27 protein-coding genes are annotated in these 24,652 nt (G+C 67.4%); 10 read left to right on the plus strand and 17 right to left on the minus strand.

Annotated elements, in window-relative coordinates; all coding sequences use genetic code 11:
- Nucleotides 1-185: 185 nt before the first annotated feature.
- Nucleotides 186-1,445 carry a sterol desaturase family protein gene (locus VD972_RS14195; protein WP_324986790.1) on the minus strand — a complete coding sequence of 420 codons (1,260 nt, stop codon included), beginning with the start codon at nucleotides 1,443-1,445 and terminating at the stop codon, nucleotides 186-188.
- A gap of 15 nt (nucleotides 1,446-1,460) precedes the next feature.
- Nucleotides 1,461-2,903 carry a radical SAM protein gene (locus tag VD972_RS14200; RefSeq protein WP_324986793.1) on the minus strand — a complete coding sequence of 481 codons (1,443 nt, stop codon included), beginning with the start codon at nucleotides 2,901-2,903 and terminating at the stop codon, nucleotides 1,461-1,463.
- 217 nt (nucleotides 2,904-3,120) lie between these two features.
- Here VD972_RS14200 and VD972_RS14205 point away from each other — a divergent pair, with 217 nt between their 5' ends.
- Both VD972_RS14205 and VD972_RS14210 read left to right on the plus strand, forming a co-directional pair.
- A complete protein-coding gene (locus tag VD972_RS14205; protein WP_324986796.1) occupies nucleotides 3,121-4,914 on the plus strand; it encodes a serine/threonine protein kinase in 1,794 nt (597 codons plus the stop codon).
- An 89-nt stretch (nucleotides 4,915-5,003) separates the two neighbouring features.
- Complete coding sequence (locus VD972_RS14210) at nucleotides 5,004-5,345, plus strand: MGMT family protein (RefSeq protein ID WP_324986799.1); 342 nt, start codon at nucleotides 5,004-5,006, stop codon at nucleotides 5,343-5,345.
- A 7-nt stretch (nucleotides 5,346-5,352) separates the two neighbouring features.
- On the opposite strand, the gene VD972_RS14215 is transcribed toward VD972_RS14210, so the two are convergent.
- The 6 genes from VD972_RS14215 to VD972_RS14240 all read right to left on the minus strand — a co-directional run bounded on the left by VD972_RS14215 (nucleotide 5,353) and on the right by VD972_RS14240 (nucleotide 11,322).
- Complete coding sequence (locus VD972_RS14215; protein WP_324986802.1) at nucleotides 5,353-5,901, minus strand: hypothetical protein; 549 nt, start codon at nucleotides 5,899-5,901, stop codon at nucleotides 5,353-5,355.
- Nucleotides 5,898-7,004, minus strand: a complete 1,107-nt coding sequence (locus VD972_RS14220; RefSeq protein ID WP_324986805.1) for a hypothetical protein — start codon at nucleotides 7,002-7,004, stop codon at nucleotides 5,898-5,900. Before VD972_RS14220 ends, VD972_RS14215 begins: the two co-directional genes overlap by 4 nt.
- Before the next feature lie 33 nt (nucleotides 7,005-7,037).
- A complete protein-coding gene (locus VD972_RS14225) occupies nucleotides 7,038-8,129 on the minus strand; it encodes a methyltransferase (RefSeq protein ID WP_324986808.1) in 1,092 nt (363 codons plus the stop codon).
- A 64-nt stretch (nucleotides 8,130-8,193) separates the two neighbouring features.
- Nucleotides 8,194-9,474, minus strand: a complete 1,281-nt coding sequence (clpX, locus tag VD972_RS14230) for an ATP-dependent Clp protease ATP-binding subunit ClpX (protein ID WP_324986810.1) — start codon at nucleotides 9,472-9,474, stop codon at nucleotides 8,194-8,196.
- Between the two features lie 194 nt (nucleotides 9,475-9,668).
- Nucleotides 9,669-10,301, minus strand: a complete 633-nt coding sequence (locus VD972_RS14235) for a hypothetical protein (RefSeq protein ID WP_324986813.1) — start codon at nucleotides 10,299-10,301, stop codon at nucleotides 9,669-9,671.
- An 82-nt stretch (nucleotides 10,302-10,383) separates the two neighbouring features.
- Nucleotides 10,384-11,322, minus strand: a complete 939-nt coding sequence (locus VD972_RS14240; RefSeq protein WP_324986815.1) for an AgmX/PglI C-terminal domain-containing protein — start codon at nucleotides 11,320-11,322, stop codon at nucleotides 10,384-10,386.
- Between the two features lie 81 nt (nucleotides 11,323-11,403).
- Between VD972_RS14240 and VD972_RS14245 the strand changes: the two genes are divergently transcribed.
- Nucleotides 11,404-12,252 (plus strand): tRNA pseudouridine(38-40) synthase TruA, encoded by an 849-nt coding sequence (locus VD972_RS14245; RefSeq protein WP_324986819.1) that lies wholly within the window; start codon nucleotides 11,404-11,406, stop codon nucleotides 12,250-12,252.
- A 17-nt stretch (nucleotides 12,253-12,269) separates the two neighbouring features.
- Here the strand turns inward: VD972_RS14245 and VD972_RS14250 are convergent, their stop codons facing one another.
- From VD972_RS14250 to VD972_RS14285, 8 genes are all read right to left on the minus strand, one after another.
- Entirely contained in the window at nucleotides 12,270-12,434 is a 165-nt protein-coding gene (locus tag VD972_RS14250; protein WP_324986821.1) for a ribbon-helix-helix domain-containing protein, read from the minus strand.
- 60 nt (nucleotides 12,435-12,494) lie between these two features.
- On the minus strand, nucleotides 12,495-13,001 hold the full coding sequence (locus tag VD972_RS14255; protein WP_324986823.1) for a hypothetical protein: 507 nt from the start codon (nucleotides 12,999-13,001) through the stop codon (nucleotides 12,495-12,497).
- Between the two features lie 7 nt (nucleotides 13,002-13,008).
- Entirely contained in the window at nucleotides 13,009-13,899 is an 891-nt protein-coding gene (gene larE, locus VD972_RS14260; protein ID WP_324986827.1) for an ATP-dependent sacrificial sulfur transferase LarE, read from the minus strand.
- Between the two features lie 15 nt (nucleotides 13,900-13,914).
- Nucleotides 13,915-14,634, minus strand: coding sequence for an adenylyl-sulfate kinase (gene cysC, locus VD972_RS14265; protein ID WP_324986830.1), 720 nt, complete (start codon nucleotides 14,632-14,634; stop codon nucleotides 13,915-13,917).
- A 174-nt stretch (nucleotides 14,635-14,808) separates the two neighbouring features.
- The gene (locus VD972_RS14270; RefSeq protein WP_324986834.1) at nucleotides 14,809-15,303 is read right to left on the minus strand and encodes a M67 family metallopeptidase; all 495 of its coding nucleotides are present in this window, start codon (nucleotides 15,301-15,303) and stop codon (nucleotides 14,809-14,811) included.
- A gap of 4 nt (nucleotides 15,304-15,307) precedes the next feature.
- Nucleotides 15,308-15,928, minus strand: a complete 621-nt coding sequence (locus VD972_RS14275) for a ThiF family adenylyltransferase (protein WP_324986836.1) — start codon at nucleotides 15,926-15,928, stop codon at nucleotides 15,308-15,310.
- A 30-nt stretch (nucleotides 15,929-15,958) separates the two neighbouring features.
- A complete protein-coding gene (locus VD972_RS14280) occupies nucleotides 15,959-16,198 on the minus strand; it encodes a sulfurtransferase TusA family protein (protein WP_324986839.1) in 240 nt (79 codons plus the stop codon).
- Nucleotides 16,186-16,917 carry a HesA/MoeB/ThiF family protein gene (locus VD972_RS14285; protein ID WP_324986842.1) on the minus strand — a complete coding sequence of 244 codons (732 nt, stop codon included), beginning with the start codon at nucleotides 16,915-16,917 and terminating at the stop codon, nucleotides 16,186-16,188. The genes VD972_RS14280 and VD972_RS14285 overlap by 13 nt, the downstream gene beginning before the upstream one ends.
- Nucleotides 16,918-17,042: 125 nt before the next feature.
- Here VD972_RS14285 and VD972_RS14290 point away from each other — a divergent pair, with 125 nt between their 5' ends.
- From VD972_RS14290 to VD972_RS14310, 5 genes are all read left to right on the plus strand, one after another.
- Nucleotides 17,043-17,555: a hypothetical protein gene (locus tag VD972_RS14290; protein ID WP_324986845.1), complete on the plus strand. Its 513-nt coding sequence runs from the start codon at nucleotides 17,043-17,045 to the stop codon at nucleotides 17,553-17,555.
- A gap of 90 nt (nucleotides 17,556-17,645) precedes the next feature.
- Nucleotides 17,646-18,932, plus strand: a complete 1,287-nt coding sequence (locus tag VD972_RS14295) for a sensor histidine kinase (RefSeq protein WP_324986848.1) — start codon at nucleotides 17,646-17,648, stop codon at nucleotides 18,930-18,932.
- The gene (locus VD972_RS14300) at nucleotides 18,932-19,726 is read left to right on the plus strand and encodes a response regulator transcription factor (protein WP_324986849.1); all 795 of its coding nucleotides are present in this window, start codon (nucleotides 18,932-18,934) and stop codon (nucleotides 19,724-19,726) included. The genes VD972_RS14295 and VD972_RS14300 overlap by 1 nt, the downstream gene beginning before the upstream one ends.
- Nucleotides 19,727-19,807: 81 nt before the next feature.
- Nucleotides 19,808-21,100 carry a hypothetical protein gene (locus tag VD972_RS14305; RefSeq protein WP_324986852.1) on the plus strand — a complete coding sequence of 431 codons (1,293 nt, stop codon included), beginning with the start codon at nucleotides 19,808-19,810 and terminating at the stop codon, nucleotides 21,098-21,100.
- Nucleotides 21,097-21,450 carry a DUF2019 domain-containing protein gene (locus tag VD972_RS14310; protein ID WP_324986856.1) on the plus strand — a complete coding sequence of 118 codons (354 nt, stop codon included), beginning with the start codon at nucleotides 21,097-21,099 and terminating at the stop codon, nucleotides 21,448-21,450. The genes VD972_RS14305 and VD972_RS14310 overlap by 4 nt, the downstream gene beginning before the upstream one ends.
- 451 nt (nucleotides 21,451-21,901) lie before the next feature.
- On the opposite strand, the gene VD972_RS14315 is transcribed toward VD972_RS14310, so the two are convergent.
- Complete coding sequence (locus VD972_RS14315; protein WP_324986859.1) at nucleotides 21,902-22,891, minus strand: aldo/keto reductase; 990 nt, start codon at nucleotides 22,889-22,891, stop codon at nucleotides 21,902-21,904.
- A 118-nt stretch (nucleotides 22,892-23,009) separates the two neighbouring features.
- Here VD972_RS14315 and VD972_RS14320 point away from each other — a divergent pair, with 118 nt between their 5' ends.
- Together VD972_RS14320 and VD972_RS14325 are read left to right on the plus strand one after the other, a co-directional pair.
- Complete coding sequence (locus tag VD972_RS14320) at nucleotides 23,010-24,266, plus strand: cytochrome-c peroxidase (RefSeq protein WP_324986862.1); 1,257 nt, start codon at nucleotides 23,010-23,012, stop codon at nucleotides 24,264-24,266.
- A gap of 1 nt (nucleotide 24,267) precedes the next feature.
- A partial coding sequence (locus VD972_RS14325) for a metallophosphoesterase family protein (RefSeq protein ID WP_414654060.1) occupies nucleotides 24,268-24,652 on the plus strand: 385 nt, incomplete at its 3' end.

The following is a 24,652-nucleotide window of genomic DNA, read 5'->3' on the forward strand; positions in this document are numbered from 1 at the left end:
GATTTTCCCCGCGCGGCTTGGGGCTTGGGTGAGAGACTCTCTTCCTGCTATTGGCATTTTTCCCAACCCAATGCAACCTTCAAGACGAATCGCATGGGAGCGCGAAGTGAGCGATGACGCATCTATGGAGGTTGCCGAGGCAGAACGAATTTCGGGTGGGCTTCTGCGCATTCATTCAAGACTTGTCATTTATGACGACTTAAGCGGGATTCTCCGCCAAAATCAATGAGCCTGTCTTTCCCTCTTTGCCCAAACGCCTTCTTTGAAAGAAACAGCATGAGCGCCGCGCCGCTGATAAGGAAGCAGGCGGCTGTAGGCACGAGCCACGAGGCCTTGAAGCGCGCCGTTGCCAGCAGTGCCACGGACGCCGAGAGGCCCAGCCGCAGCAACTCAAGCTTCAACGCCCACGGCTTTCCCTCGAAGAGCGCGCCGATGGTCCCTGTGCCCCAGAGCACGAGCCCGACGATCACGGCCGACCCGGCGAGGCCCACGCCTCCTCCCAGCCACTGGAGCGCACTGCCCATCACCGACAGGAGCAGGAACTGCAGGACGCCGTACGCAGCGAGCCACCGAGGCACGTCCTGGGTCGGCCGCGTGGAGGGCTCCGGCTCCACCTCCTCACCCGGAGCGCGCCAGCCCGGCGGCAAGAGCCACATCTTCACCGCATCGCGCCAGTTGCTGGCACGACGCGTCCGCCGCACCAGCTCGATGAAAGGCTGGAACTGGGCCCAGAGGGGATTCCAGCTCGCCAGCGCTCTCGTCGTGCCATACGTCGGCGGGTGCGTCTCGCGCACGAAGGTGCCGAACAGCTTGTCCCAGATGATCAGCGTCGAGCCGAAGTTGCGGTCCAGGTACTCCGCGTCCTTCCCGTGGTGCAGCCGGTGGTACGACGGCGTGTTGAACACCCAGCCCCAGGCTCCTGTGCGCCGGATGAGGCGCGTGTGCATCATCGCCTCGTAGAGCGACAGGCACCCCACCGCCAGGAAGAACTTCTCCATCGGCACTCCCAGCAGCGGCAGCGGCCAGAAGAACAGCAACCCGCTGATGTCCGAGATCCACGGCTGCCGGATCGCCACCGAGATGTTCATCTCCTCGCTCTGGTGGTGCACCACGTGGATCGCCCACAGCCCTCCCACCGCGTGCGAGCCCCGGTGGAACCAGTAGTAGCAGAAGTCCACCCCCACGAACGCCAGCACCCATGGCACCGGCGAGCCCTCCTCCCAGCGCACCACCGCGAACGTCCGCTGGAAGCCGTCATAGAGCGCCAGGAGGAAACCTCCCGTGAAGATCCCCACCAGCACCTGCCCCATCCCGCACGACAGGTTCGCCAGCGTGTCCGGCAGCACGTACGCGCGCAGCCCCTGGCGCCGCAGGGCCCACGCCTCGATCCCCATCAGCAGGAAGAACAGGGGAACGAGCAGCGCGTAATAGTCGTTCGTATCCACCCTGCTCTCCCTCTGTCAGAGCCGTCCAGGCCCCAGCGTGGCCAGCGGCGCAGCCGGGCGTTTGTTGAAGCGGTCATCGCGGTTGCGGTACAGCACGTTGTAGGCGCACGACGGGATGTTCGTCCCGTCCGGCTCTCGAATCCCCACGCAGCACTGGCGGATCCGGTCCGTGTCGAACGTCTCCTCATCCATGTGCGAGTGCAGGTAGATGGCCTTCGAGCTCCGCTCCGCCAGCTTCAGCCGCTCCAGCTCCCCCGCCCCCGGCGCCGTCAGCCGCCCGACCAGCTCCTTGAGCGTGGCCAGCACCACCGTGGACTCCGGGCACGCCAGCTCGCCGGACCAGAGGCGGTTGATGACGTCCTGCAGCCGCTGCTCCATCTCCGCGCTCGGCTCGAGGTACAGCATGCCCCCCAGCATGGCTCGCAGATCCTTGCGATCCATGAAGCGCGGATACGGCAGCCAGCTCCCGTCCGCCAGCTTCAGCAGGTACGTCACCTGGTAGCAGAGCGGATGCGCCGCCGGTGACGGCACGAAGTCCGTCACCCGGAGCTGCCCCCCCGTCTGCTTCTCCAGATCCACCAGCACGTCATAGGGCGTGTAGCGCGCCTTGCGGTCAAACCGCGTCCCTCCCTGCCCCGTGAACGTCATCGTGTGGAGCTCCACGCTCCGGATGAAGTCCTTCTCCAGCCCCAGCTTCACGAAGTCGCCCACTTCGGAGTCGTTGTAGCCCCGCGCCAGCACCGGCAGCAGCGTCGTGTCCACGCCGTGCTTCTCCAGCAGCTGCAGCACCTTCAGCTTCGAGGCCAGCAGGCTCCCGCCCAGCATCTGCTTGTTCGCCTCGGGCTTGAACGAGTCGAACGACAGGATGACCCGCGCCTCCAGCTGCGCCAGCCGCTCCAGCAGCCACTCGTCCTTCAGGAAGCGCAGCCCGTGCGTGGACACCGTGACGCGATGGATGCCCTCCTCGCGGCACAGCTCCACCAGGCGCTCGAACGCCGGGTGCTGCGTCGGCTCCCCGCCCGTCAGGTTGATGATGCGCTTGTCCGGCGCCACCCGGCGCAGGTGCCCGAGGATGGCTCGCAGCTCGTCCTCGGACATGTGGTACGCGCCCGCATTCCGGTTGTGCGTGTAGCAGATCGGGCAGTCCAGGTTGCACGCCGAGGAGATCGGCACGATCGGCAGCTGCACCTTCTGCTCGTGCCGGGTGCACGGCCCACAGTCGTAGGGGCACCCCTGCGAGGCCTGCTTCAGCGCCACGGGACGCTGCAGCGCCGGAGCCTCCTGCATGATCGACTCGTACCAGGCCGCGCTCGAGGAGATCAGCGCCTCGGCCGCCCCGTGCTCCGGGCAGCTCTTGCGCATGACGACCTGGTCATTGCTGCGCCAGAGCGTGGCTTCCACGCTGCGGAGACAGCGATCGCATAGGCCCGTCGTCGTTCGCAGCAGCTCATCCGCCATGGGTGCAGTGTACTCCGCGACTCCAGGTGCGGGTGCCCAAACGGCGCAGCGCAGCACCCACGACTCGGTTGTCCTCGCACCTCTGGCGCACGAGCCGGATCCGTCCACCAGGGCACGGCTCGGCCCTTCGCTCTGTGCATGGGTTCACAGATCCCCGCCCAAATCGCAGGGGTGGGAGTCGCCGGTCGGAGGATCCGGATCGACAGTGCTCAACACCATGCAAACCGGGAAATACGAGCTGATCAGCAGGTTGGCTGTCGGAGGCATGGCCGAGGTGTTCCTGGCCAGCGCCACCGGCCCCATGGGCTTCGAGAAGCGGATGGTGCTCAAGCGCATCCTCCCGCACCTCGCCGAGGACCCCGCCTTCGTGGAGATGTTCCTCCGCGAGGCGAAGCTCGTCGCCCAGCTCAACCACCCGAACATCGTCCAGATCTTCGACTTCGGCGAGGCCGACGGCTCCTACTTCCTGACCATGGAGTACATCGACGGGCCCAACCTTCGAGTGCTCCGGAAGAAGGCCCGAGCGCTCGGAATGCCCCTGCCTCCCGCGCTGTGTGCCCGGCTCGTTGCCTCTGCGTGCGAGGGGCTGGCCTTCGCCCACGACTTTCAGGATCCGGACACGGGCAAGCCGCTCGGGCTCATCCATCGTGACATCAGCACGGATAACATCCTCGTCTCCCGGCAGGGTGCCGTCAAAGTCGTGGACTTCGGCATCGCCAAGACCGCCGACCAGAGCCACAAGACCCAGAACGGCGTCCTCAAGGGCAAGGTGCCGTACATGTCCCCCGAGCAGATCCGCGCCAGGCCCCTGGATCGCCGCGTCGACGTCTACTCGCTCGGGGTCGTCTTGTACGAGCTGCTCACCGGCCGCAAGCCGTTCAACTCCCCCACGGATGCCAGCCTCATGCAGGCCATCCTCTTCGAGCCCCTGCCGCCCGCCGTCATGCATCGGCCGGATCTCCCCGAGGCTCTCCAGCACATCCTCGAGCGCGCGCTGGCCAAGGATCGCGAGCACCGCTACCCCGACTGCAGGGCCTTCCAGCTCGAGCTGGAGGACTTCATCCTCTCGACGGGGAAGTCCGTGGGGGCCTACCAGCTCTCCCAGCTCGTCACCCAGCTGGTTGCCTCCGGCGACACGGCGGCCTCCCCTGCGAAGGGCACCGGCGAGAGCCAGGCCACTGCCGCCTCGAGGACTCCGGCGTCCTCCGCTGGCTCCAGGGCTCCCAAGAGCTCCTCACGGACCGTGGAGCTGAAGACGCCCAGACCCCAGCCCACCGCAGACGACACCCTGCCCATGAAGCCCGCGGAGCGGAAGGTCTCGGACCCCGTGCCTCCCCAACCCGTGGAGGCCGCGAGCCAGGAAGTGCAGACCCAGTCCACTCACTCGAAGCCTCCCCTGATGTGGATCGCCGCGCTCGGAGGGGCGGCCCTGCTCATCGCGGGAGGGGGATACCTCGCAGGAGCGAGCACCGGCCAAGAGGCTCCTGTCGTGAAGGACTCCCGCGAGCCACCTGCTCCCTCCATCACGCTGGCTCCTCATGAGACGCCGATGCCTCCCAGCATCGAGCCCATCGTGGAGCCCCCAACGCAGCTCACCCACGAGACGAAGGCCGAGCAGGCTCCTCCGACGGAGCGGATCGTGGATCGCAAGTCCTCCGCTCCGACGAGCCGTGCCCCCGTGGCTCGGGCCCACCGCGAGAGCAAGCAGGCAGCGACCGCGCGAACCGGCACACTGCACCTCGTCGTGCGAGGCTGGGCGGACATATGGGTGGATGGGAAGAAGAAGGGACGCGTGCCCCCCATCAACGAGCTGGAGCTGCCACCCGGCCGGCATGAGCTGAAGCTCGTCAACCCGGCGCTGAAGCCCTACCGGGCCCTCGTCACCATCACCGCTGGCGAGACACTGGAGCACCGCGTCGTCTTCCAGGCCGCGGGCCCCGCCACAGAGGACTCTCAAGCCAAGGCCCCTGGCGACGCAGAGGCCACTCAGGTTGCAAGCGGCGCACGCTGAGCCCCAGCAGCTCCCTGCCGTGTCATCAAGACCTACAGCGCCACCTCGCGCTCGTAGCCGCACGCACGGCCGGGTAGAGTCCCCGGCCCGTGGCCCTCCGAGAGAAGAAGACCGGCTCCCGCGCCTCGCCGAAGAGCACTCCCCTGCCCTTCTCTGAGGCGGTGATGCGCGCCGTACGCGCCATCCCCCGCGGAGAGGTGCGCTCGTACGCCCAGGTGGCGCTCTACGCAGGGCGCCCCGGTGCGGCGCGCGGCGTGGGGCACGAGCTGAAGGTGATGACACACCCCCACTCGATCCCATGGTGGCGTGTCACCCGTGCGGGCGGAGTCCTGGCCCCCCCAGTGGCGCAGGAGCAAGCCCGCCGCCTGCGAGCCGAGGGCGTCGAGGTGCAGCAGCGCGGCGAAGGGTTCCGCGTGAAGGCGAAGCGCTGAGCCTCTCTCACCCGACACTCGGGGCAGGGTTCAGCCGGCGCAGCACGGCGTCCGTGAGGACAAAGAGCCCCAGCAGGACCGCCGAGTTGAACGCCCCCGACACCCAGACACCCCCCAGCACGTGGGCGAGCGGGCCCCACGGAGCGTGGGCCATGTTCACATTGAGCGCCGGGTCCGTCGTCCAGTGGCAGGAGATCACCCAGAGCGTGAAGAAGAGCCACGTGGGCAGCACCACACTGCTCGGCCACCCCTTCCACCTCACCTCGAGCGCCCCAGCGACCAGCGGAAGCATGTGAACGAGCACCGAGCTCAGCGTCGTGTCACGCGTCTCCAGGACATCGATAAACCAGCCCACGGTGCCGAACGCCACGTGCAGGAGGAAGCCTCCCGCTACCCACCGGTGCCACCCCGCCAGCAGCCCGAGCGCCATGAGCAGCGTGGCCACGTGGCACAGCCAGAGCATCTCCTGCAGGTGGGCGGCGTCCTTCGAGGCGGTGTGCAGGGCGAGCGCGCCCACCAGGGCCAGCCCCAGCACGCGCGAAGGCAGGCGCTTCATGACGGCGTGTCTGCCAGGCCCAGCTCCCGGCGCAGCACCGGATCTCGTCGCGGGTGCCAGATCTTCTGATCCAGGTAGTAGTGGTGCAGCGCTCCCCCCCAGTAGAGGGCGAGGAAGAATCGCGCCGCGTCCGAGTCAAAGGGGAAGACCGCGACCACGGGCGAGACACCGCGGCAGGCGTTGACGACGAGGTAGAGCAGCGACACGGCCAGGAGGACACCGTACGCGAGCAACGGCGCCCGCCCTAGGCGCGCGGCCAGTGAGACCTCCGTGCTCCCGGCGTAGCGGCGCCGCCCGGTGGCGAAGATGATTCCCAGGTACTGCAGGCCGTGCAGGGTGCCGCCCACGATCACCACGGCGAAGGAGAGCTGCTCGCTGTTGGTGGGGCTCGGCACCAAGGGCTCGAAGGCCCCGACGACGAAGTAGCCGAAGGCCGCGGTCCCCACCGCCACCACCAGCGCGTACAGCCCGGAACGGAGCGCCTCGCCCCGGCGCCAGCGCAGCCCGAGCAGCACCCCATAGCCCAGCACGACCAGGGCGGAGGTGGCCGCCAGCGCCCTCACCGCCCACTGCTCCTCAGGACCCGGCTCGGCCGGCAGCCCCAGCATCGTGCGGTTCACAGGGAAGACGAGCAGATAGACGACGAACATCAGCCACATCGTCCCGTGCAGGAAGGCCGAGTCCAGCCGGCGCGCTTGGGGGCTGGCGCCGCCCAGCCGCTGGTAGATCGACATGATCCCGAAGTGCTGGCGCACCGCGTGGTGGATGGCCCACAGCGCGGAGAACCCCAGGAAGGCCTCGAACAGCGCGGGAGCGCCGAGCAGCCGGCTCAGCCCGAGCGCAAGGAAGCCCGGCAGCAAGAAGAGGAGGCTGCCAGCCAGCAAGGGCCCTCGGGTGCGCCGCTCCTGGGGATCCAGATAGGTCCGCACCCAGGTCGCGGCGAAGTGCGGCCCATCCACCAGGGCCAGCCACAGCCACCACACGGGGACGACGAGCGCCGGGGCCGCGAGCACGAGCACGCCCGCCAGCACCGCCAGCAGCGCGGTACCGAAGAAGAAGACGCCGTCATAGCGCGCGCTCGAGATCCAACCCTGTCCGGTCATGACCTACCGCGAAGTATAGCCTCCTCGCGAGGCTCAGACCGAGACGGCCTCCATGATGGAGTACGGCGACATCGTCGGCACCACGCGCTTCAGCTCGAAGCCCGTGGCCGCGAAGAGCTCACCGTACTGCCGAGCCGTGCGCTCGCGCCCGCCCGTCGTGGTCAGCATCGCGATGTCCATCAGCCTGGCCGTCAGCCCCCGCGCCGGGACAGGATCGATGACCATCTCCACCACGAGCAGCTTGCGACCGGGCGCTCCCGCGGCCTTCCGGGCTACCAGGAGGAGCCGCTTCGCCTCCTCGTCGCTCCAGTCATGGAGGATCCACTTGAAGAGGTACGCGTCCAGCCCGGGGGGCAGCGTCTGGAAGAAGTCACCCCCGACGAGCTGGCAGCGCCCCGCCTGCTCGAACTCCGTCAACAGCCCCCCTTGGGCACCCTCGATGACGGCCGGCTGATCGAAGAGCACGCCCTGGATCCCGGAGTAGGCCTGGAGGATGCCAGCCAGCAGGCTGCCATGCCCCCCCGCCACGTCCACGAGCGAGCGGAGGCCCGAGAAGTCATAGGCCGCCACGATGGCCGGGTTGGACATGTCGGAGACACTGGTCATCGCGTTGTTGAAGACGCGGGCGGCCTCCGGGTGCTGCGCGTACCACTCGAAGAAGCGCATCTGGTGCAGGTTCTCGTGAACGCTCTTGCCGGTCTTCACCGACCTGAGGATCTGGCCGTAGTGGTCCCACAGGAACTCGCTCCCGGTGAAGAGCGCCCACCCCCGCGCCGAGCCCGGCACGTCGGAGCGGAGCCCCTCCGCCAGGGGCGTGTTGCGGAAGCGGCGTTCCTCCACCTGCTCGACGATCCCCATGCTCTCCAGCGCGCACAGCATCCGGTACAGCGAGTCCGCATGGGTCTGCGTGGCGCGCGCCAGATCCTCCACGTGGCGAGGCCCCGGGGCGAGCAGATCCGCCAGCCGCAGCTCCGCGGCGACATAGATGCACCGGGCCAGGAGCATGGCGCCCCCGACCAGGTTCATCATCAACGCCTGAGGAGGCAGCTCGGGATTGAACAGCTCCGAGATCGCTCGGGCGGCCTCAGGGACGGCGGAGACAACGGGCTGGGTCGGATCGGACAAGCAGCACCTCCTGGGTAAGAACCATGAGGATGCTGCCAGGGAATCCGCCGGGATACACGGCGGATCAGGCCGTCTTCTTCTCCATCTTCTCCAGGACGATCTGCGGCGGCTCGTGCTTGGTGATCACCGTCTCCGTGATCTTGCACTCCTTCACACCCTCGCGGAACGGGACGTCGTACATGATGTCCAGCATTGCGTCCTCGAGGATGGCGCGCAGGCCACGCGCTCCCGAGTTGCGGCGCATGGCCTCCCGCGCGATCGCCCGCAGCGACTCCTTGGAGAAGGTCAGCTTCACCTTCTCGATCTCGAAGAGCTTCTGGTACTGCTTCACCAGCGCGTTCTTCGGCTGCGTGAGGATGATGACGAGATCGTCCTCCTTCAGATCGTTGAGCGTGGCCACCACCGGCAGGCGCCCGATGAACTCCGGGATCATCCCGAACTTCATCAGATCCTCCGGCTCCGCCAGGGCCAGCAGATCCCCGACGCTGCGCTCCTCGCGGTGGGTGATCCGCGCCCCGAAGCCCAGGCCCTTCTCGCCCACCCGGCGCTTGATGATGCCGTCGATGCCGTGGAACGCCCCGCCGCAGATGAACAGGATGTTCGTCGTGTCGACCTGGACGTACTCCTGCTGGTTGTACTTCTTCCCACCGCGCGGAGTGACGTTGGCCCGGGTGCCCTCGATGATCTTCAAGAGCGCCTGCTGCACGCCCTCGCCGCCCACGTCCCGGGTAGCGCTCGGCGTGTCGCCCTTGCGCGCGATCTTGTCGATCTCGTCGATGTAGACGATGCCGCGCGAGGCCTTCTCCACGTCGTAGTCGGCGTTGTGGAGCAGGTTCTGGATGATGTTCTCCACGTCCTCGCCCACGTAGCCGGCCTCGGTGAGGCTGGTGGCATCCGCGATGGTGAAGGGGACGTTGAGGAAGCGCGCCAGCGACTGCGCAAGCAGCGTCTTGCCGCTGCCCGTGGGGCCGATGAGCAGGATGTTGCTCTTGCTCAGCTCCACGTCCTCGTTGCCCGAGGACTTCACCCCAGGCCGAGGCCGCGCCGCCGCCTTCTTCTGGTAGATGCGCTTGTAGTGGTTGTACACCGCCACCGCGAGGACCTTCTTGGCCATGTCCTGGCCAATCACGTAGTCGTCGAGGAACGCCTTGATCTCCGTAGGCGTGGGCAGGCTGACCTGCGGCTTGCCCTCCTCGCGCTCGTTCTCGTCCGCGATGATGTCGTTACACAGCTTGATGCATTCGTCGCAGATGTAGACCGTGGGGCCCGCGATGAGCTTGCGGACCTCGCGCTGCGACTTGCCGCAGAACGAACAGGACAGATTGACGTGGTGCTCCTTCTTCACTGCCAGCCTCCGAGTTCGCCGGACCCCGGTCCCCCGGAGCCTACAACACCGCCACACACCCACTAGGCTGCCCACGTCTCGAACAGCCGTCCCCACAAAATATAGGCCCCCGCCCGATTCACAGGAAGCCCAACGACGCCTCCTATTTGTCGGACCCACATCCCCAGGGTGGGTGAGCGTTCGATAACAGTCGGTCAGCCGTTCGTCACGCTCGCAGCGAGCTCCTCTACATCCTCTGCCAGAGCGGCCGCCCGCTCAGCCATGGCCTTCGGTACCCGCCGAGAGCCCGAGAGCTCGCTGGCGAGCTTCCGGGCCGCCTGGGCCAGCCTGCGCAGCTGGAGCTCCTCCGCCGGGGGCTCCGGGGGAGGCCGGGGGAAGCGCTCGGCGAACTCCCGCTTGAGCTCGGGGGCGGGCTTCTCCGGGTTCCAGATGCTGTCTCGCAGTGAACGGTACTCGGAGGGTGAAAGCTGACCCCGGTCTGCGGCGTCCGCCAGGACTTCTACCACCTCGAAGGCAGGGGCGCGCTCGGGAAACTCCTCGTCCTTGAGGACCTCGGGGGACTCGTGCTTCGCCAGGAAGCTGAACGAGCGCGTGAGCTTGAGGGCCGTCTGCTTGCGGATGTGCAGCTCCTTCAGACAGTAGGCCTCGAAGGACTCGTAGCCCCACTCCTCGTACTTGGCCTCGTCCCGGACCTGGACCAGCAGCTTGCCCAGCTCGGCCCAGGTGGACTTGAACCGCTTGGCCGCCGTGAGGACGGTGTGCCGGAACGAGCCCGGAGGGACAGACTGAGCCTTCTTCTGGAGATCGGCTTCCACTGCGGAGGGCATGGCGGCGCTGTATCGCTCAGGCGCCCGGACAGGGAAAGCAAAACCGGCCCAGCCCCCGCTGGCCGACGTCCTAGCCGACGTCCTAGCCGACCTTGAAGGCCAGGTTCACCGAGGCCAGCTCCCCCTTGTAGGGCTTGAAGGGCCACTTCTTCAGCTCCGTCATGAAACACTCGTAGAGCGGCCCCTGCTTGAGCTGCGGGTGATCCACCCAGAGCCGGGTAACCCGGCCGTCGTTGCCGATGACGAACTCGATCGGGACCTTGGCGGCAAAGCCGGGCCGGCGCTGGGCCTCCTCCTTGAGGCAGCGGAAGAGCGTCTTCTGGTTGCCCTTCACCACCTTGTTGATGGAGTCCTGATCGAACTCGGTGGCCATCTGCAGCCCGTCCGGGTCGGTGGCGACGTTGCCAGCGGGCTTCTTCTCCGTCCTCGCAGCCACCGCCGAGGCGGGGATCGTGGGCGTCGTGGCGCCCGGCGTGCCCGGCGTGCCCGGGGGAGGCTTCGGCTTCGGCTCGCCGGTGGCGACCTTGTCCGGCGGCGGGCGCGGGCTCGAGGACGGGTAGGCGATGAGCTCCTCGTCGTCCTTGCGCGCCTGGGCCACGGCGATGGTGGGAAGGTCCACGGTGATGCCGGCGTACTCGTCCTCTTCGCCGCCGGGGCCGTGCACCGCCGCCCAGCGCGCCAGCTGCCAGGCTCCGACCCCCAGCCCCACCGTGACGGCGGTCGCGATGCTCCCCAGGATCAGCCGCTTGCGCAGCGCCCGCTGGCGTTGGGCTCGCACGTCCGCGTCCACGCGGGCCTTGGCCACCGCCCGGGCCACGTGGACCTTGAAGATCTCCACGTCCCCTATGCGCGTGAAGTCCCGCTCGCCCGGAGGGGCGATCAGGGTGTCCCCGGACATCCCGCCCGAGTACAGCTGCTCCACGAGCTGCTGCCCGCTGACAGGTCCGAGGACGAGATCGCCCTGACGGAACAACCACTGCTGCTCGCTCTGCTCCGCATCGAGCTCTTGTCCGGCCACCATTGGGGCCGAAGTATCCTTGTCCCATCACCACATCGCAACGCCCTCCCTCATCCGAACCCCTCCCCGAGCCTCGAGCCCCCTTTGCCCCGCCCCCCCGTCGCCCTGTGGATCTGGTACCGCGGTGGAACCTTCCGAGGGTTCCAGCGCCAGGTTCTGGGGCCGACCGTCCAGGAGGCGCTGGAGGCAGCGCTCCAAGAGGTGGGAGTCCCCGCGACCGTCATGCCCTGCGGGCGCACGGATCGAGGCGTCCACGCCCGGATGCAGGTGGTGAGCCTGAGAGTGGAACGGGGGGACTCGGCCGAAGAGCTCGCCGCCCGGCTGCCTGCTCGGCTCCCTGCCGATCTGGGCATGTGCGCGGCTCGGAAGCCTCACCCCTCCTTTCACGCGCAGTGGAGCGCGGCGGGGAAGACGTACCGGTACCGGCTCCAGCTGGCAGGGACGGTGGCGCCGCAGTGGCACCCCTATGTGATGAGGGTGGCCGAGGAGCCTCGGTTGGCCTCGGCGCTGAACGACATCACCCCCGAGCGGCTCGCGGAGCTGCTTGCGAGGGCCGTGGGCCAGAGGGACTTCACCGCGTTCCACGAGAACTCCAGCCCGCGCAAGCTGCGCACGCTGGAGTCCGCCACCCTGCACGAGCTGGGAGGGGGGCTGTTCGAGGTGGTGCTGCGGGGGGATGCCTTCGCGCGCTACCAGGTGCGCTACCTGGTGGGCTCCGCGCTGCTCACTGCCGCGGGGCTGCTGCCCGAGGAGCTCTGGCGGGCCGCGCTCGAGACGGGTGAGCGGATCGCCGGGCTCAAGGCCGAGGCTGCGGGGCTCGTGCTCTGGGAGGTGCGCTACCCGGCGAAGCTGGATCCCTTCACCCCCGCCGAGCGGGCCGCCCCCCCAGGCCTTCCGGAAGGGCCACCCTTTCTCGGCACACCGGAGGGGTGACGCCCGTCAGACGCCCGTCAATCCACGAGCCGCTCTTCGTACTTCACCAGCAGATCCGAGATCGCCTCACGCAGGTACTCGCTCTGCCGGATGCGGGTGCTGCGCGACAGCTCCTTGAGCGTATCCAGCTTCTCGCGGGAGAGACGGAAGACCACAGAGGTAAGGCGGGGATGAGTGTCCAAGTGCGAAACCTCCTACAGTTGCGCACAAAATCTCACAGAGTCTTCGGATCGCAAGAAAAGTCACCGTGATCCGATCGGGAAGTGCCACTGGAGGCCGGTGAATGCCTCGGCGTCCACGCGCATGCCTGATCCGAACCCGAGCGACAGCCCGAGCCCTCCATATAAGGAGAGGTGATCCGACAGCGTGCGACGCAGGCCGAACCCTAGGCGAGGGCCCGCCCACGTCCCAGAAAACAGCCGCACGGCGGCGCCCACATCGAAGAAGGTCTGCCACTCCTCGCGGCCGAAGAAGCTGCGGAAGCCGCCGAGCAGCACCCCACCCTTCCCGGCCTCGCCCAGGCCGGCGCGAGCCAGGAGGAAGAGCTCATCCTGGTCGTAGCCCACGGTGAGGCTGCCGCCCACGTCGAGCAACACGCCGGGCCCGGCCCGAGCCCGCTCTCCGCTGAGGGTGTTGGTGTAGCCCAGCCCCGGGCCTGCCAGGAGGCTCACCGCGCGGCGCTCCTCGTAGTACTGGGCTTGGGCCAGCGCTGGCGCTGCGAGCAGCAGGATCAGGAGCAGCGGCCTCACGCGAGGATCAGCTCACCACGGGCAGCGCGAACCCCTGCGACGGCTGAGCGGGCTTCGTCACGCCCGCCGCCTCGTTCATCCGGCCCGAACGGAAGGGCTCGAGATCGAGCGCGACGAACTTGAAGCCGAGCGCCTTCAGCGCGGTGTTGATCCGCTCCCGCACGTCTCCGGCGAAGAAGCGCTCGTACTCCTCCGCGGCCAGCTCGAGGCGGGCCACCTCCTGGTGGTAGCGCACGCGGAACTGCCGGAAGCCCAGCCGGCGCAGCTCCGACTCGGCGCCGGCGATCTGGAACAGCCGCTCGCGCGTCACCGAGGTGCCGTAGGGAATCCGCGAGGCCAGGCACGCCATCTGCGGCTTGTCCCAGGTGGGCAGCCCCAGGTGGTGGCTCCACGCGCGGATCTCGTCCTTGGTGAGCCCCGCCTTGGCCAGCGGCGACTGCACGCGGTGCTCCTTGGCCGCCTGGTGCCCCGGCCGGTGATCCTTGAAGTCATCCGCGTTGAAGCCATCCAACACCACCGCGTAGTCCAGCTGCTGGCGGCGGGCCTCGCACAAGTCGTACAGCTCCGTCTTGCAGAAGTAGCAGCGGTTGGTGGGGTTGGCGGCGTACTGGGGGTTGGCCAGCTCGTTGCTCGTCACCACCTCGTGCCGGGCGCCGAGGCGGACGGCCAGCTCTCGCGCCTCCTGCTCCTCCTCGGGGGCCACCGAGGCCGAGAGCGCCGTGACGGCCAGCGCCCGCTCGCCCAGCTCCTCCACGGCGATCTTCAGCACGAACGTGGAGTCCACGCCCCCAGAGAACGCCACCAGCGCCGAGCCGTGCGCCCGGATCGCCGCGCGCATGGCCGCCAGCTTGGGGCGGGAGCTCTCACACAAGGCCTGGATCTGCTCGGGGCTCAGCATGACGCTCGATCGTTTCTACTTGCGCTTCGCGCCCTTCTTGGGAGCCGCGGCGGGCTTGGCCACACGGGCCGCGCGAGTCGCCGGACGGGCCTTCGCACCCTTACCAGCCGCCTTGGTGTCCGGCTTGGGCTCGGGCTGCCGCGCCTTCTTGGGCAGCGGGTTGGCCTTCATCTTCTTGCCGGTGATGATCTTCAGTTCCTCCGGCGTGACGAGGCTCAGGTCCAAGAGCGACTGGAAGATCTTCATCGCGCCGTCCTCCACGCTCTCCGTGTCGGAGTGGATCGTCACCTCGGGAGAGGTGGGCGGCTCGTACGGCTCGGTGATGCCGATGAAGTTGGGGATCTCGCCGCTCAGCGCCTTCTTGTACTTGCCCGTCGTGTCCCGCTCGATGAGCTTCTCGGTGGGGCAGTCGACGTAGACCTCCACGTACTTGCTGATGACGCGCCGGTTCTCCTCGCGCACGCTCTTGTACGGGCTGACGCTGGGGACGATCACCGCTACGTTGTTGCGCGTCAGTATCTGGGCCACATAGCCCAGGCGCCGGACGATGACGGAGCGCTCGTCCTTGCTGTCCCCCAGGCCTTGCCAGAGATCGTCGCCGATCTCTCCCTCATCCAGGATCTCCACATTGCGGCCCACCTGTCGCAGCCGTGCGGCGATGTAGGCGGCATACGTGCTCTTACCGGTACCGTGCATGCCGGTCAGCCAGAGCGTAAAACCAGTCGTGCTGGGCATATGGGTGCTCACTCTCTGCGCTCGAAGCGGTTTAGCGCTCCGTATGTGCGCGGCAGATCAAAATACGCGCGCCTTATATGCGAAAACCCCCGTGCTTGACAATTGACACACACCTTTCCGCAGGTGGGGGAGCCAACCGTCCAAGTGCCTGCTCCTATTAGGTTTTTCGCTGATTTACACTGACAGTGTAACCAGACGGTCGCGAAATTCTCCATCAACCCACCGAAAAAGCCGTGCCTCGGCGGCACGTCCCCCTACGACAGCTATCACAAGGTAGGACACTGCTGGCAGTAAAGGCTGGCCCGCACGCATGGCCTGGGCCCTGTCCTCGGCGGAGAAGTCCGCGATTCCATTCACGTGAGAGTGAAACACACACGTGATCTGCTCGCCTCGGGCGTCGGCCTCCCGGTTGAGCGCGAGCCACTCGTGGGGCTCGAAGAGGTACGCGGTGCGTGAGGTGCGCGGGAATCGCACCGGATCCGCCGCGTGGTACCGATCATAAGCGTTGGGCAGAGGCCGGATGCGCCAGGAGCCTCGCGGCCCGGCTCGCAGGATCACACCGCAGCCTTCCTGCGGGTAGGTCGCCTCCAGATGTCGGATGATCTCCGACAAGTCAGGTGGAAGTACCCACTCCCCTTCTAGGACGACGAGCCCTGGAGCGTCCCTCATGGACTTACCTGGCCACTTGGCAGCGGGCGCATCGCCGGAGCTCCAGCTCAGCCACCTGGCCAGGGGCCGCGAGCCACCGGCCGCCCAGCTCCGGTCCCATGCCGAGCCGGAGCCGTTGGAACGCCAGCGCTCCCAGCGCCCCGAGCGCCACGCCCAGCACTCCCGTGGGTGGAGACCCCAGCGTCCGGACCGTCTCTCCGAAGCACCACATGCACCCCTGGCTCCCGCGGAACACCACCGCGCCGCGCGTCCCATCGCCTCCGAGCGCCACCCAGGGAGCCTCACCGTTCCAGGCCGCAGGCAGCTCGGCGATCCGGCCTCCTGCTTGGGGGTGGACCGCGTCCGGGTTCACCTCCGGGAGCACGCGTCCCAGCACCTCGGCTGCCGGCTGGCCCACGTCTTCTTCCGAGATCAGGAAGCCCACGGCGGCCGGCCCAAGGCGGGCCTCCGAGGCGGCCACCGGGGTTCCTCCCGCGGCGAGGTAGGCCGCAGCCGTGAGCCCCGCGGGCCCCGAGCCCTCAAGCCTGGCACCCCCCTCCAGCAGCGCCTCCTGGCCTCGGCCACCCACGTCCTTCAGCAGGATCTGCCGCGAGTAGCGAAGGATCTGATCTTCACGCAGGGCCATGGGGCGAACCTCCCGCATCGGGTTCCATGCTCACCTCTCGTGCTTGCGGAGCAGGAGCCGGTGGGAGCCATCCGGCTGGACCTCGAGGGCCAGCACCTCGTGCCCCTCCTCGCGGGCGCTGCGGGGGACGTTCTTCAGCGGCTCGTCGCCCTTGATGAACACCTCCAGCACCGCTCCCGCCCCGAGCGACTCCAGCTTGAGCTTGGTGCGCACATAGGTCATCGGACAGACCTCATGGGTGATGTCGAGCGTCGCGGTCACGTCGTGCATCGCGCCGCCTCCTCGAGAGGAGCGAGCGTGGGAGTCCGGCCCGGGGCACACGCGGGGCAGTCCGGCGCCCGAGGCACGCGCACCTCCCGCCCCGTGAGCGTCACCCCGTCGACGACATGCAGCAGCGCCTCGCCGCGCGCAAGCCCCGCTGCACCCGAGAGCCGCTCCAGCACGAGCAGGGCCTGGAGCGCGCCCACGAGCCCCGCCATGGATCCAAGCACTCCCGCCTGCGCGCAGGTGGGCACGGCATCCGGTGGTGGCGGTGCCTCGTAGAGGCAGCGCAGGCACGGTCCCTCCGGATCGATGCGCAGCGCCTGGCCCTGCATGCGCAGCACGCCCCCGTACACCAGCGGTACGCCGGTGAGCACCGCCACATCGGAGAGGAAGAACTTGGTGGCCGTCCCATCGGTGGCGTCGATGACGGCGTCATGGGCGCGGAAGAGGGACTCGGCGTTGTCCGCGTCTACGCGCTCGGCGAGGGACTCGGTGCTCAGGCCCGGGAATGCGCGCGACAGCCCTGCCACCGCGGACTCCGCCTTGAGCCGGCCCACGTCCGAGGTGCGGTGCCAGAGCTGGCGGTGGAGGTTCGTCACATCCACCCGGTCCGGGTCCGCCAGTGTGAGGTGTCCCACCCCTGCATGAGCCAGGGCGAGCGAGGCCGGGCAGCCCAGCCCGCCGGCTCCCACCACCAACACCCGCGCCTCGGAAAGGCGGCTCACGTGACAATTCCTCCTCTTCAGATGCTTCCCAGGGGGAGCCGAACGAATATCCTCCGGCGCCGCGAGGTCCCACCCTCGGTAGCACAACTCACCGCCCAGCCTCGAAGGCTGAACTGCCAGGACATATGAAAAAGCTGACCGGCGCGCTCGTCCTTTCGCTCTCCCTCCTGCTGACCTCCGGCTGCCGCAGCTCCGGCGAGACCCGAGACTCGCTGGATGCCTCCACGCCCCCCTCCGATTCGGGGCAGCCCTCGCCTACGGGTGAGAACCTCAAAGAGGGGCAGGAGCCCCTCAAAGGCGGCGAAGGAAACTCAGGCTCGGGCTCCACCGACACCTCGACCCCCACCCCTGCGGACAAGGCTACGACCGCGGGCTCCTCTGCCGCGAACCTGTCCCCCGCGGAGCGCCAGGCGCAGGAGAGCTGCCTGGACAAGTGGCTGCAGGACAAGAAGATGGACCGGTACGGCCACCCCGAGGGGACGATGTACGCAGGCGGCTCGCCGCTGTTCAACGAGATGACCGGCGAGTCCAAGGATCGCCTGGACTACGTCTACCAGCGCCAGCCCGAGGCCAAGAAGCTCTGCACCGCCGCGAGCCAGCCCCAGAACACCAAGGGCATCCCACCCAAGACGAAGTAGCCCGGCCCCATGTGCCCCCTCGGCCTCCAGGGGGGCATGCAGGGTGCAGAGGATTCCCGGAAACCCGGTTGCTCCCTTAAGCTGCCGGGCGTGACCGAAACGGACCTCGCGCGCGACGAGGAGAAACCCGCGAACGACCTGCGTGCCCGGGTGCGCACGGTGCTCAAGCGGCGGAAGCTCACGGACAGTGTGTCCGCGGAGCAGGCCGCCGCATCCTGGGAGCAGGATCGCTTCGTCGCCCGGGCCCGCGCGCTCTTCTACGCGCGAATGATGTTCCTCACCCTGGGCCTGCTCATCCTGGCGGTGCCGACCTGGTCGGGGTACTTCGGGCTCACGGGGCCGGTGGCCTTCGCCGGGTACTTCGCGATGCTGCTCTACAGCGTCGCCAACTTCCTGGTCATCGATCACCCGAAGGCGGGCCGCTGGGTGACGTACCTGACGCTCTGCCTCGACCTGATCATCATGGTCGTGCTGATCGCCAAGCCGCAGGTGGGCGGCGGTCTGCAGAGCCCACTGCTGGCCACGCAGCTGTTGTTCACCACGCTGTTCGCCATCCTCTTCCCCAAGCCGCTGTCCATCCTTCCGCCGCTGCTGGCGCTGCCGGTGACGACGCGGCTGGACCTGCTGCTCAACCGCTCGGTGACGGCGATCGAGCTGCTGACGCTGCTCTGGTACTCGGCGCTCAACTTCATCATCGTCTACGTGGTGGTGTACCTGAACGAGCGCGAGGCCGCCGCGCACCGCGAGGTGGTGGAGCTGCAGGGCGATCTCAAGGAGCTGGCCGTGGTGGAGGAGCGCAACCGGATGGCGCGCGAGATCCATGACGGCCTGGGCGCCTCGCTGTCCTCCATGATCATCCAGTCCGAGTACATCCTGGGGCTGGCGCAGGACGGCGCGCTGCGCGATGAGATCCGCGAGCTGAAGGCCTCGGCGGAGGAGTCCATCGACGAGCTGCGGCGAAACCTGCGGATGATGCGCGAGGACTTCGAGCTGACGCAGGCCCTGGAGGACTACGCGAAGACGTTCCGGGATCGGACGCAGCTGGACATCCGCTTCGAGCGCTCCGGGACGGCGCGCAAGCTGTCGCCGGACGCGCAGCTGGCCCTGTTCCGCATCCTCCAGGAGGGCCTGTCCAATGCGGCCAAGCACGCGCAGGCCAAGGTGGTGACCGTGAAGCTGGACTTCGGCGAGGCGCAGGTGCACCTGACGGTGCGCGATGACGGCAAGGGCTTCGATCCGAAGAAAACGCCGCGCGGACACTACGGCCTGTTGAACATGCGCGAGCGAGCGATGAAGCTCGGCGGCGAGATCATCGTGGACTCTGCACCTGGCGCGGGCGCGCTGGTGTCCTTCTCCCTTCCCTGCAACCCCTCGTGATGACCGGAGCTCCCGTGGAAGCCCAGCCGACGACGCAAACCGTTCCCATTCGCGTCTTCGTGGTCGAGGACCAGACGAAGATCCTGAAGAACCAGCTGCGGCTGCTGGAGGGGCACTCGGAGATCGAGATCATCGGCACCGCGCTGTCGGGCGAGGCCGCGCTCGAGGAGGTGCCCAAGCTGATGCCGGACGTGCTCCTGCTGGACCTGGGGCTGCCGCGCATGAGCGGCATCGACGTGACGCGGGCGGTGAAGGCCAGCTACCCGAAGGTGGAGATCCTCATCTTCACGATCTTCGACGAGGAGGACAAAGTCCTCGAGGCGGTGAAGGCGGGGGCGTCCGGGTACCTGCTCAAGGGCGCGCCGGTGGACAAGATCATCGAGGCGATCAAGGAGGTACGGGCCGGCGGCACGGTGATCCAGCCCAACCTGGCGCGGCGGCTACTGCGACACTTCCGGGTGGATCCGGACAGCGCGCCTGTGCCCACCGCTCCCCTGCCCGCGGCGTCCGAGGCCGCGCAGGCCCCTGAGCTCGGGGACGAGCCCAAGACCGAGACGGAAGCCACTCCGGCGGGGATGATGGACGATCCGCCGCTCAAGCCGCTGTCGGACCGGGAGCGGGAGATCCTGCAGCTGATCGCGAAGGGCGTGTCCAACAGCGAGGCGGCGCGGCTGCTCAGCCTGAGCAAGGCCACCATCCGCACGCACCTGGAGCACATCTACCGCAAGCTCGAGGTGACCAACCGCGTGGAGGCCGTCACCGAGGGCATCCGCAAGGGCCTCATCTCCGTCTAGCGAAGTGCGTCCAAAGGGCGTCATCGTCTCTGGGATACCAATCCCGTAGGCTGGAACCCTCCTCGCTCTGGAGGGCATCTCATGGCACGTCGTCTGATCGCTGCGGTCTTGCTGGTGGCACTCTCTACTGGGTGCGCCACCCAGCGTATCGTGCGCCTCGACACGGGTCAGGGTGCGCCCCTGGAGTACCGGCCGCCTACCTCGAACAAGTCCATCAAGGTGGACGCTGAAGTGTTCGAGCAAGCGCTGACACACCTTGTGCTGAACACGCCCCTGACCCTCCGCTCCCCCCAGCAAGGCTGGCTGGTGCGCGCCTCCTACCCCAGCAACACCGAGGACACTCGCTGGCAGCGCCTGATGAGCAAGAGCTTTGGCGGCCTCTGCAATCCGGGTCAGCGCAGGGACAGCTGTCTCTCCCTGCTCGACGACGTGATGGGCCTGAGCCAATGGGACAAGCTGGGGATGGGCCTGGCCCTATCGCTCGACCCCATGAGGGAGAGCATCTCCAAGGCGGTGGAGAACAGCCTGGCTCCCCAGCTCTTCTACGCTGTGATAGCCACGGGCCTCATCAGCTGGGCCGCCATGGCGGCCAATCCCGAGCCGGTTTTCACCAAGGCGGCGGCCATCATCTCAGCCCTCCTGTTGATCTACTTGGGAGTGGAGACCTTCCTGGAACTGGTGGATGCGAGCCGTGAGCTGAAGCTGGCCACAGATAAAGCCACCCACCCCAAGGAGTTGGAGCAAGCCGGCCAGCGCTACGCAAAGCGAGTGGGACCAGAGGTGGCACGCGTTGTCGTCCTCGCGGCGACGGTGGTGGTGAGCCATGGCATGGCCGGGGGCGCCGCATGGCTGGCCTCGAGGCTGCCCAGTTTCTCGGAGGCAGCGGCACTGGGGGCCTCACAGCTGGGTCTTACCCTGGCGGAGGTAGGACAGGTGAGCGCGGTGGCCGTGGTAGGCAGCACCATCGTCATCTCTCTGCCTGCCACGGCCGTGGCCATGTCGGCCCAGGAAATGGGAGGAGCAGCCGCAGCCGGAGCCAGTCCTGCCGGCTTCAGATCCTGGGGTTCCTTCAGCGGCCTCAAGAATGCCCTGGGAGCGGCGGGCAAGGGGAAGGAGTGGCATCACATCGTCGAGCAGACGCCGGGCAACGTGGAGCGGTTCAGTCTCCATGCCCTTCACAACACCCAGAACGTCATCCCGCTAGACACAGCTATTCACAGAGGCGTGAGCCGACTCTATTCTTCGATTCGTCCTGAAATCACCAACTCAGGAACTCTGACGGTCCGCCAATGGCTCAGCACTCAATCCTATGAGGCCCAGCGCGCATTCGGACTGAGAGCCATCGAAAATGTCCGGAACGGAATCTGGCGATGACGAAACTGGAAAAGCTCGTTGAGAAGTTCGCCCAGAATGTCGCTGCCCAGACGGAGGAGATCTTTCATGGCAGTGCCGCCAAAGGAAACCGTCATGCGAAGCGCTACCTCGCGGCATTCGACGAGTTGCGCACGTACGGCGACGCTGGGAGGGATGCCCTGGCTGTGCTGTTCACACATCCTCGAATGGACGTGAGGGTCATGGCCGCAGCCTTCCTGTTGCGCCATCGAACCGAAGAAGCCAAGGTGGTGCTGGAGGAGGCCGCTCAAGGCCAAGGGCTCGCTGCACTCGGTGCCATGCAGACGTTGAAGAATTGGGAAGAAGGTACCTGGGCTTTGGATCCAGCGTAGTCCACTTCGCCGAAGGTGGGACCCCAGTGCGGTAGCTCCGCTCGCTGGGGATCTGTGCGGGGGGCGGCCCGAGCCTTTACGGCGAAGGGTCGTCCCTACCGCGACCCCGTAACAAAGGAGACGAGCATCTCTATCAGGGGCTTTTTGTCCGTGGCCATCGGGTCGCTCGGACAAGATCAACCGTGTGAGGGAGTCATGTCCGGACCGCACAGCCGTCCCCAACCGCATGTTCAGCACTGTCCCGTCTGCAGGGGGCCGTTGACGAACGTGCCGAGTAGGAAGCAACCTGTCCCAAAGTCGCACCGCTACGAGTGCGGCGAATGCAAGAGGACGTTCGAGATCAACGACATGACCTGATTCTCATCCCCTGTCGATTTGAGCAGGGGGCACATAGGGACTGCTATGGGTAAATCGGCTCCTCAGCAGAATCTGTGGGCTGCCTGCACGCGCTTCAGACGTGGGCCTCGCCACCCGTGGACGGCTGCTGGCGGAAGAAGTCCTCGATCTCCTGCACCTCGTCCAGTGAAAGCCGGAAGTCCATCGCGCCGATGAAGCCATCCACCTGCTCGGCGCTCCGCGCTCCCACGATGGCGGCAGTGACGGCCGACAGCCGCAGCGTCCAGGCAATGGCGACCTCGCCCGGTGAGCGTCCGTGCCGCGCGCCGATCCGCCGTAGCAGCTCCACCAGCGCCAGGTTCCGCGACAGGTTCGGCTCCTGGAAGTCCGTGCTGCGCCGCCGCCAGTCATCCTCGGGGAAGGCGGCCACGCGCTCGCGCGTCATGGCGCCCGTCAGCAGGCCCGAGGCCATGGGCGAGTAGCCGATGACGCCGATGCCCTGCCGCTCGCAGAACGGGAGGATCTCCTTCTCGATGCCGCGGTGGAGGAGCGAGTACGGCGGCTGCAGCGAGGTGATGGGCGCGATGCGGTGCGCCAGCTCCATCTGCTTCACGTTGAAGTTGGAGACGCCGATCCAGCGCACCTTGCCCTGGCGCTGCAGCTCGGCCATGGCCGTCCACCCCTCCTCGATGCCCTCCAGCGAGTCACCCTGGAGCGGCCAGTGGATCTGGTAGAGGTCGAGGGTGTCCACCTTGAGCCGGCGCAGGCTCTCCTCACACTCGCGCCGGATGGAGGCCGCGCCCAGCTCGTTGCGGACCTGCCCGTTGGCGTCCCAGACGAGGGCGCACTTGGTGAAGAGGTAGGGCCGGTTCGAGCGGCCCTCCAGGGCTCTCGCGACGACCTCCTCCGAGTGACCGAGCCCGTACACCGCGGCGGTATCAATCCAGTTGATGCCCAGATCGAGCGCGCGCTGGATGGAGCGGATGGACTGCTGGTCATCCTGGGGTCCCCAGGCATAGGCCCAGCCTCCGCCGCCGATAGCCCAGGCGCCAAAACCAATGGGGGTGAGCTGAAGATCGGACTTGCCGAGCTGCCGCTTCTGCATGGTGTGCCTCCTGTGCGAAGGGGGCCCTGACTTCCACGGCAAGACCTCAGAAGCAACCGGCGAAATCAATTCCCGCGGAATAAATAACGCCGAGGGGGTTCATTTTCATGAGGTGAACATGAAAGCGATCTCCTTCGCAGGCGCACTCACGCTGGCGAGCGTGGCGTTCGCGGGCGACCCCACGGGGACTCCCCCGCTCCCGCTCGGGCTCTCTGCCAAGCTCTACCAGCTGACCGTTCCCAAGCCCCCCACCCCTGCCGAGGTGGCGCTGGGGGACAAGCTCTTCAACGACAAGCGGCTGTCCGTCGATGACTCGGTGAGCTGCGCCACCTGTCACGATCCAGCCAAGGCCTTCGCGGACGGCAAGGCGCGCGCGGTGGGCATCAAGAACCAGGTGGGCCAGCGCAACAGCCCCACCGTCCTCAATGCCCTCTTCCAGGCCACCCAGTTCTGGGACGGCCGCGCCGGCACCCTCGAGGACCAGGCGAAGCTGCCCATCCTCAACCCCATCGAGATGGGCATGCCCTCGCCCGAGGCAGTGGTGACCAAGGTGCGCGGCATCCCCGAGTACCGCGACGCCTTCAAGAAACTCAACGGCCGCGAGCCCACCTACGACGATATCGCCAGTGCCATCGCCGCATTCGAGCGGACGCAGCTGGCGGGCAACGCCCGCTTCGATCGGTTCCTCACGGGCGAATCGAAGGCGCTCTCCGCCAAGGAGAAGAACGGGTGGGCGCTCTTCAACGGCAAGGCCCGGTGCAACTCCTGCCACGCGGGCAACGCCGTCTCGCCGCTCTTCTCCGATCAGAAGTTTCACAACATCGGCATCGCCGCGCACAAGCAGGACTTCGTCCAGCTGGCCACCGAGGCCCTCCGCGTCGTCCGGGCCGGTGACGAGGAGCAGATCGACCGGCTGGCCCTGGAGACGAAGTTCTCCGAGCTGGGCCGCTTCCTGGTGACGCGGAACGAGAACGACATCGGCGGCTTCAAGACCCCCACCCTGCGCAACGTCGGCGTCACCGGGCCGTACATGCACGACGGCTCGCTCGCCACCCTGTGGGACGTGATCGACCACTACAACAAGGGCGGCACCGACAACCCCTTCCTCGACGGGGGGATGCAGCGGCTGGGCCTCACGGAGCCCGAGATAGACGATCTCGTGGCCTTCCTGTTCGCCCTCACCTCGGAGGACTTCAAGGCGCTAGAGAAGAAGGAGCTGGCCAGCCAGCGCGCCAAGAAGAGCAACCGCCCGGAGCGAGACACCGCCATCGCCCTCGGCAAGAAGGGCCACATGGGCGATCTAGCCCCCAACCCCGACATCAAGAACCCGGCCGATCTGGGGCTGTACGGGCCGGTCGCGAGCCCGGAGAAGTGACATGCGCAAAGGCGTGAAGAGCATCGAGACGAAGCACTACGAAGAGCGCGACTCCTTCTTCGACGGGCTCCGCCGGCTGGATCGGCGCGCATTCATGCGGATCGCCGGCCTGTCCGCCGGCATCGCCGCCGCGCGCGGCCTGGTCACCCCGCAAGGCTTCCAACTGATCAGCGTCGCGGAGGCCGCAACCCCCAGCGCGAAGCCGAAGTTCTCCTTCGCGTACATCTCGGACTCGCACCTCTACAAGAAGGAGCTCAACGACCGGTTCGTGCGCTCCCTCCTCAAGGCGGTGGACGACATCAACCGCCTGGACCCTCAGCCGGACTTCGTCCTCTACGGCGGCGATCTCGCGCAGCTCGGCCAGAAGGAGGAGCTCGATCTCGGCA

It is taken from the genome of Hyalangium sp. (genome assembly GCF_035629615.1).
In the GTDB taxonomy this organism is placed as follows: domain Bacteria; phylum Myxococcota; class Myxococcia; order Myxococcales; family Myxococcaceae; genus Hyalangium.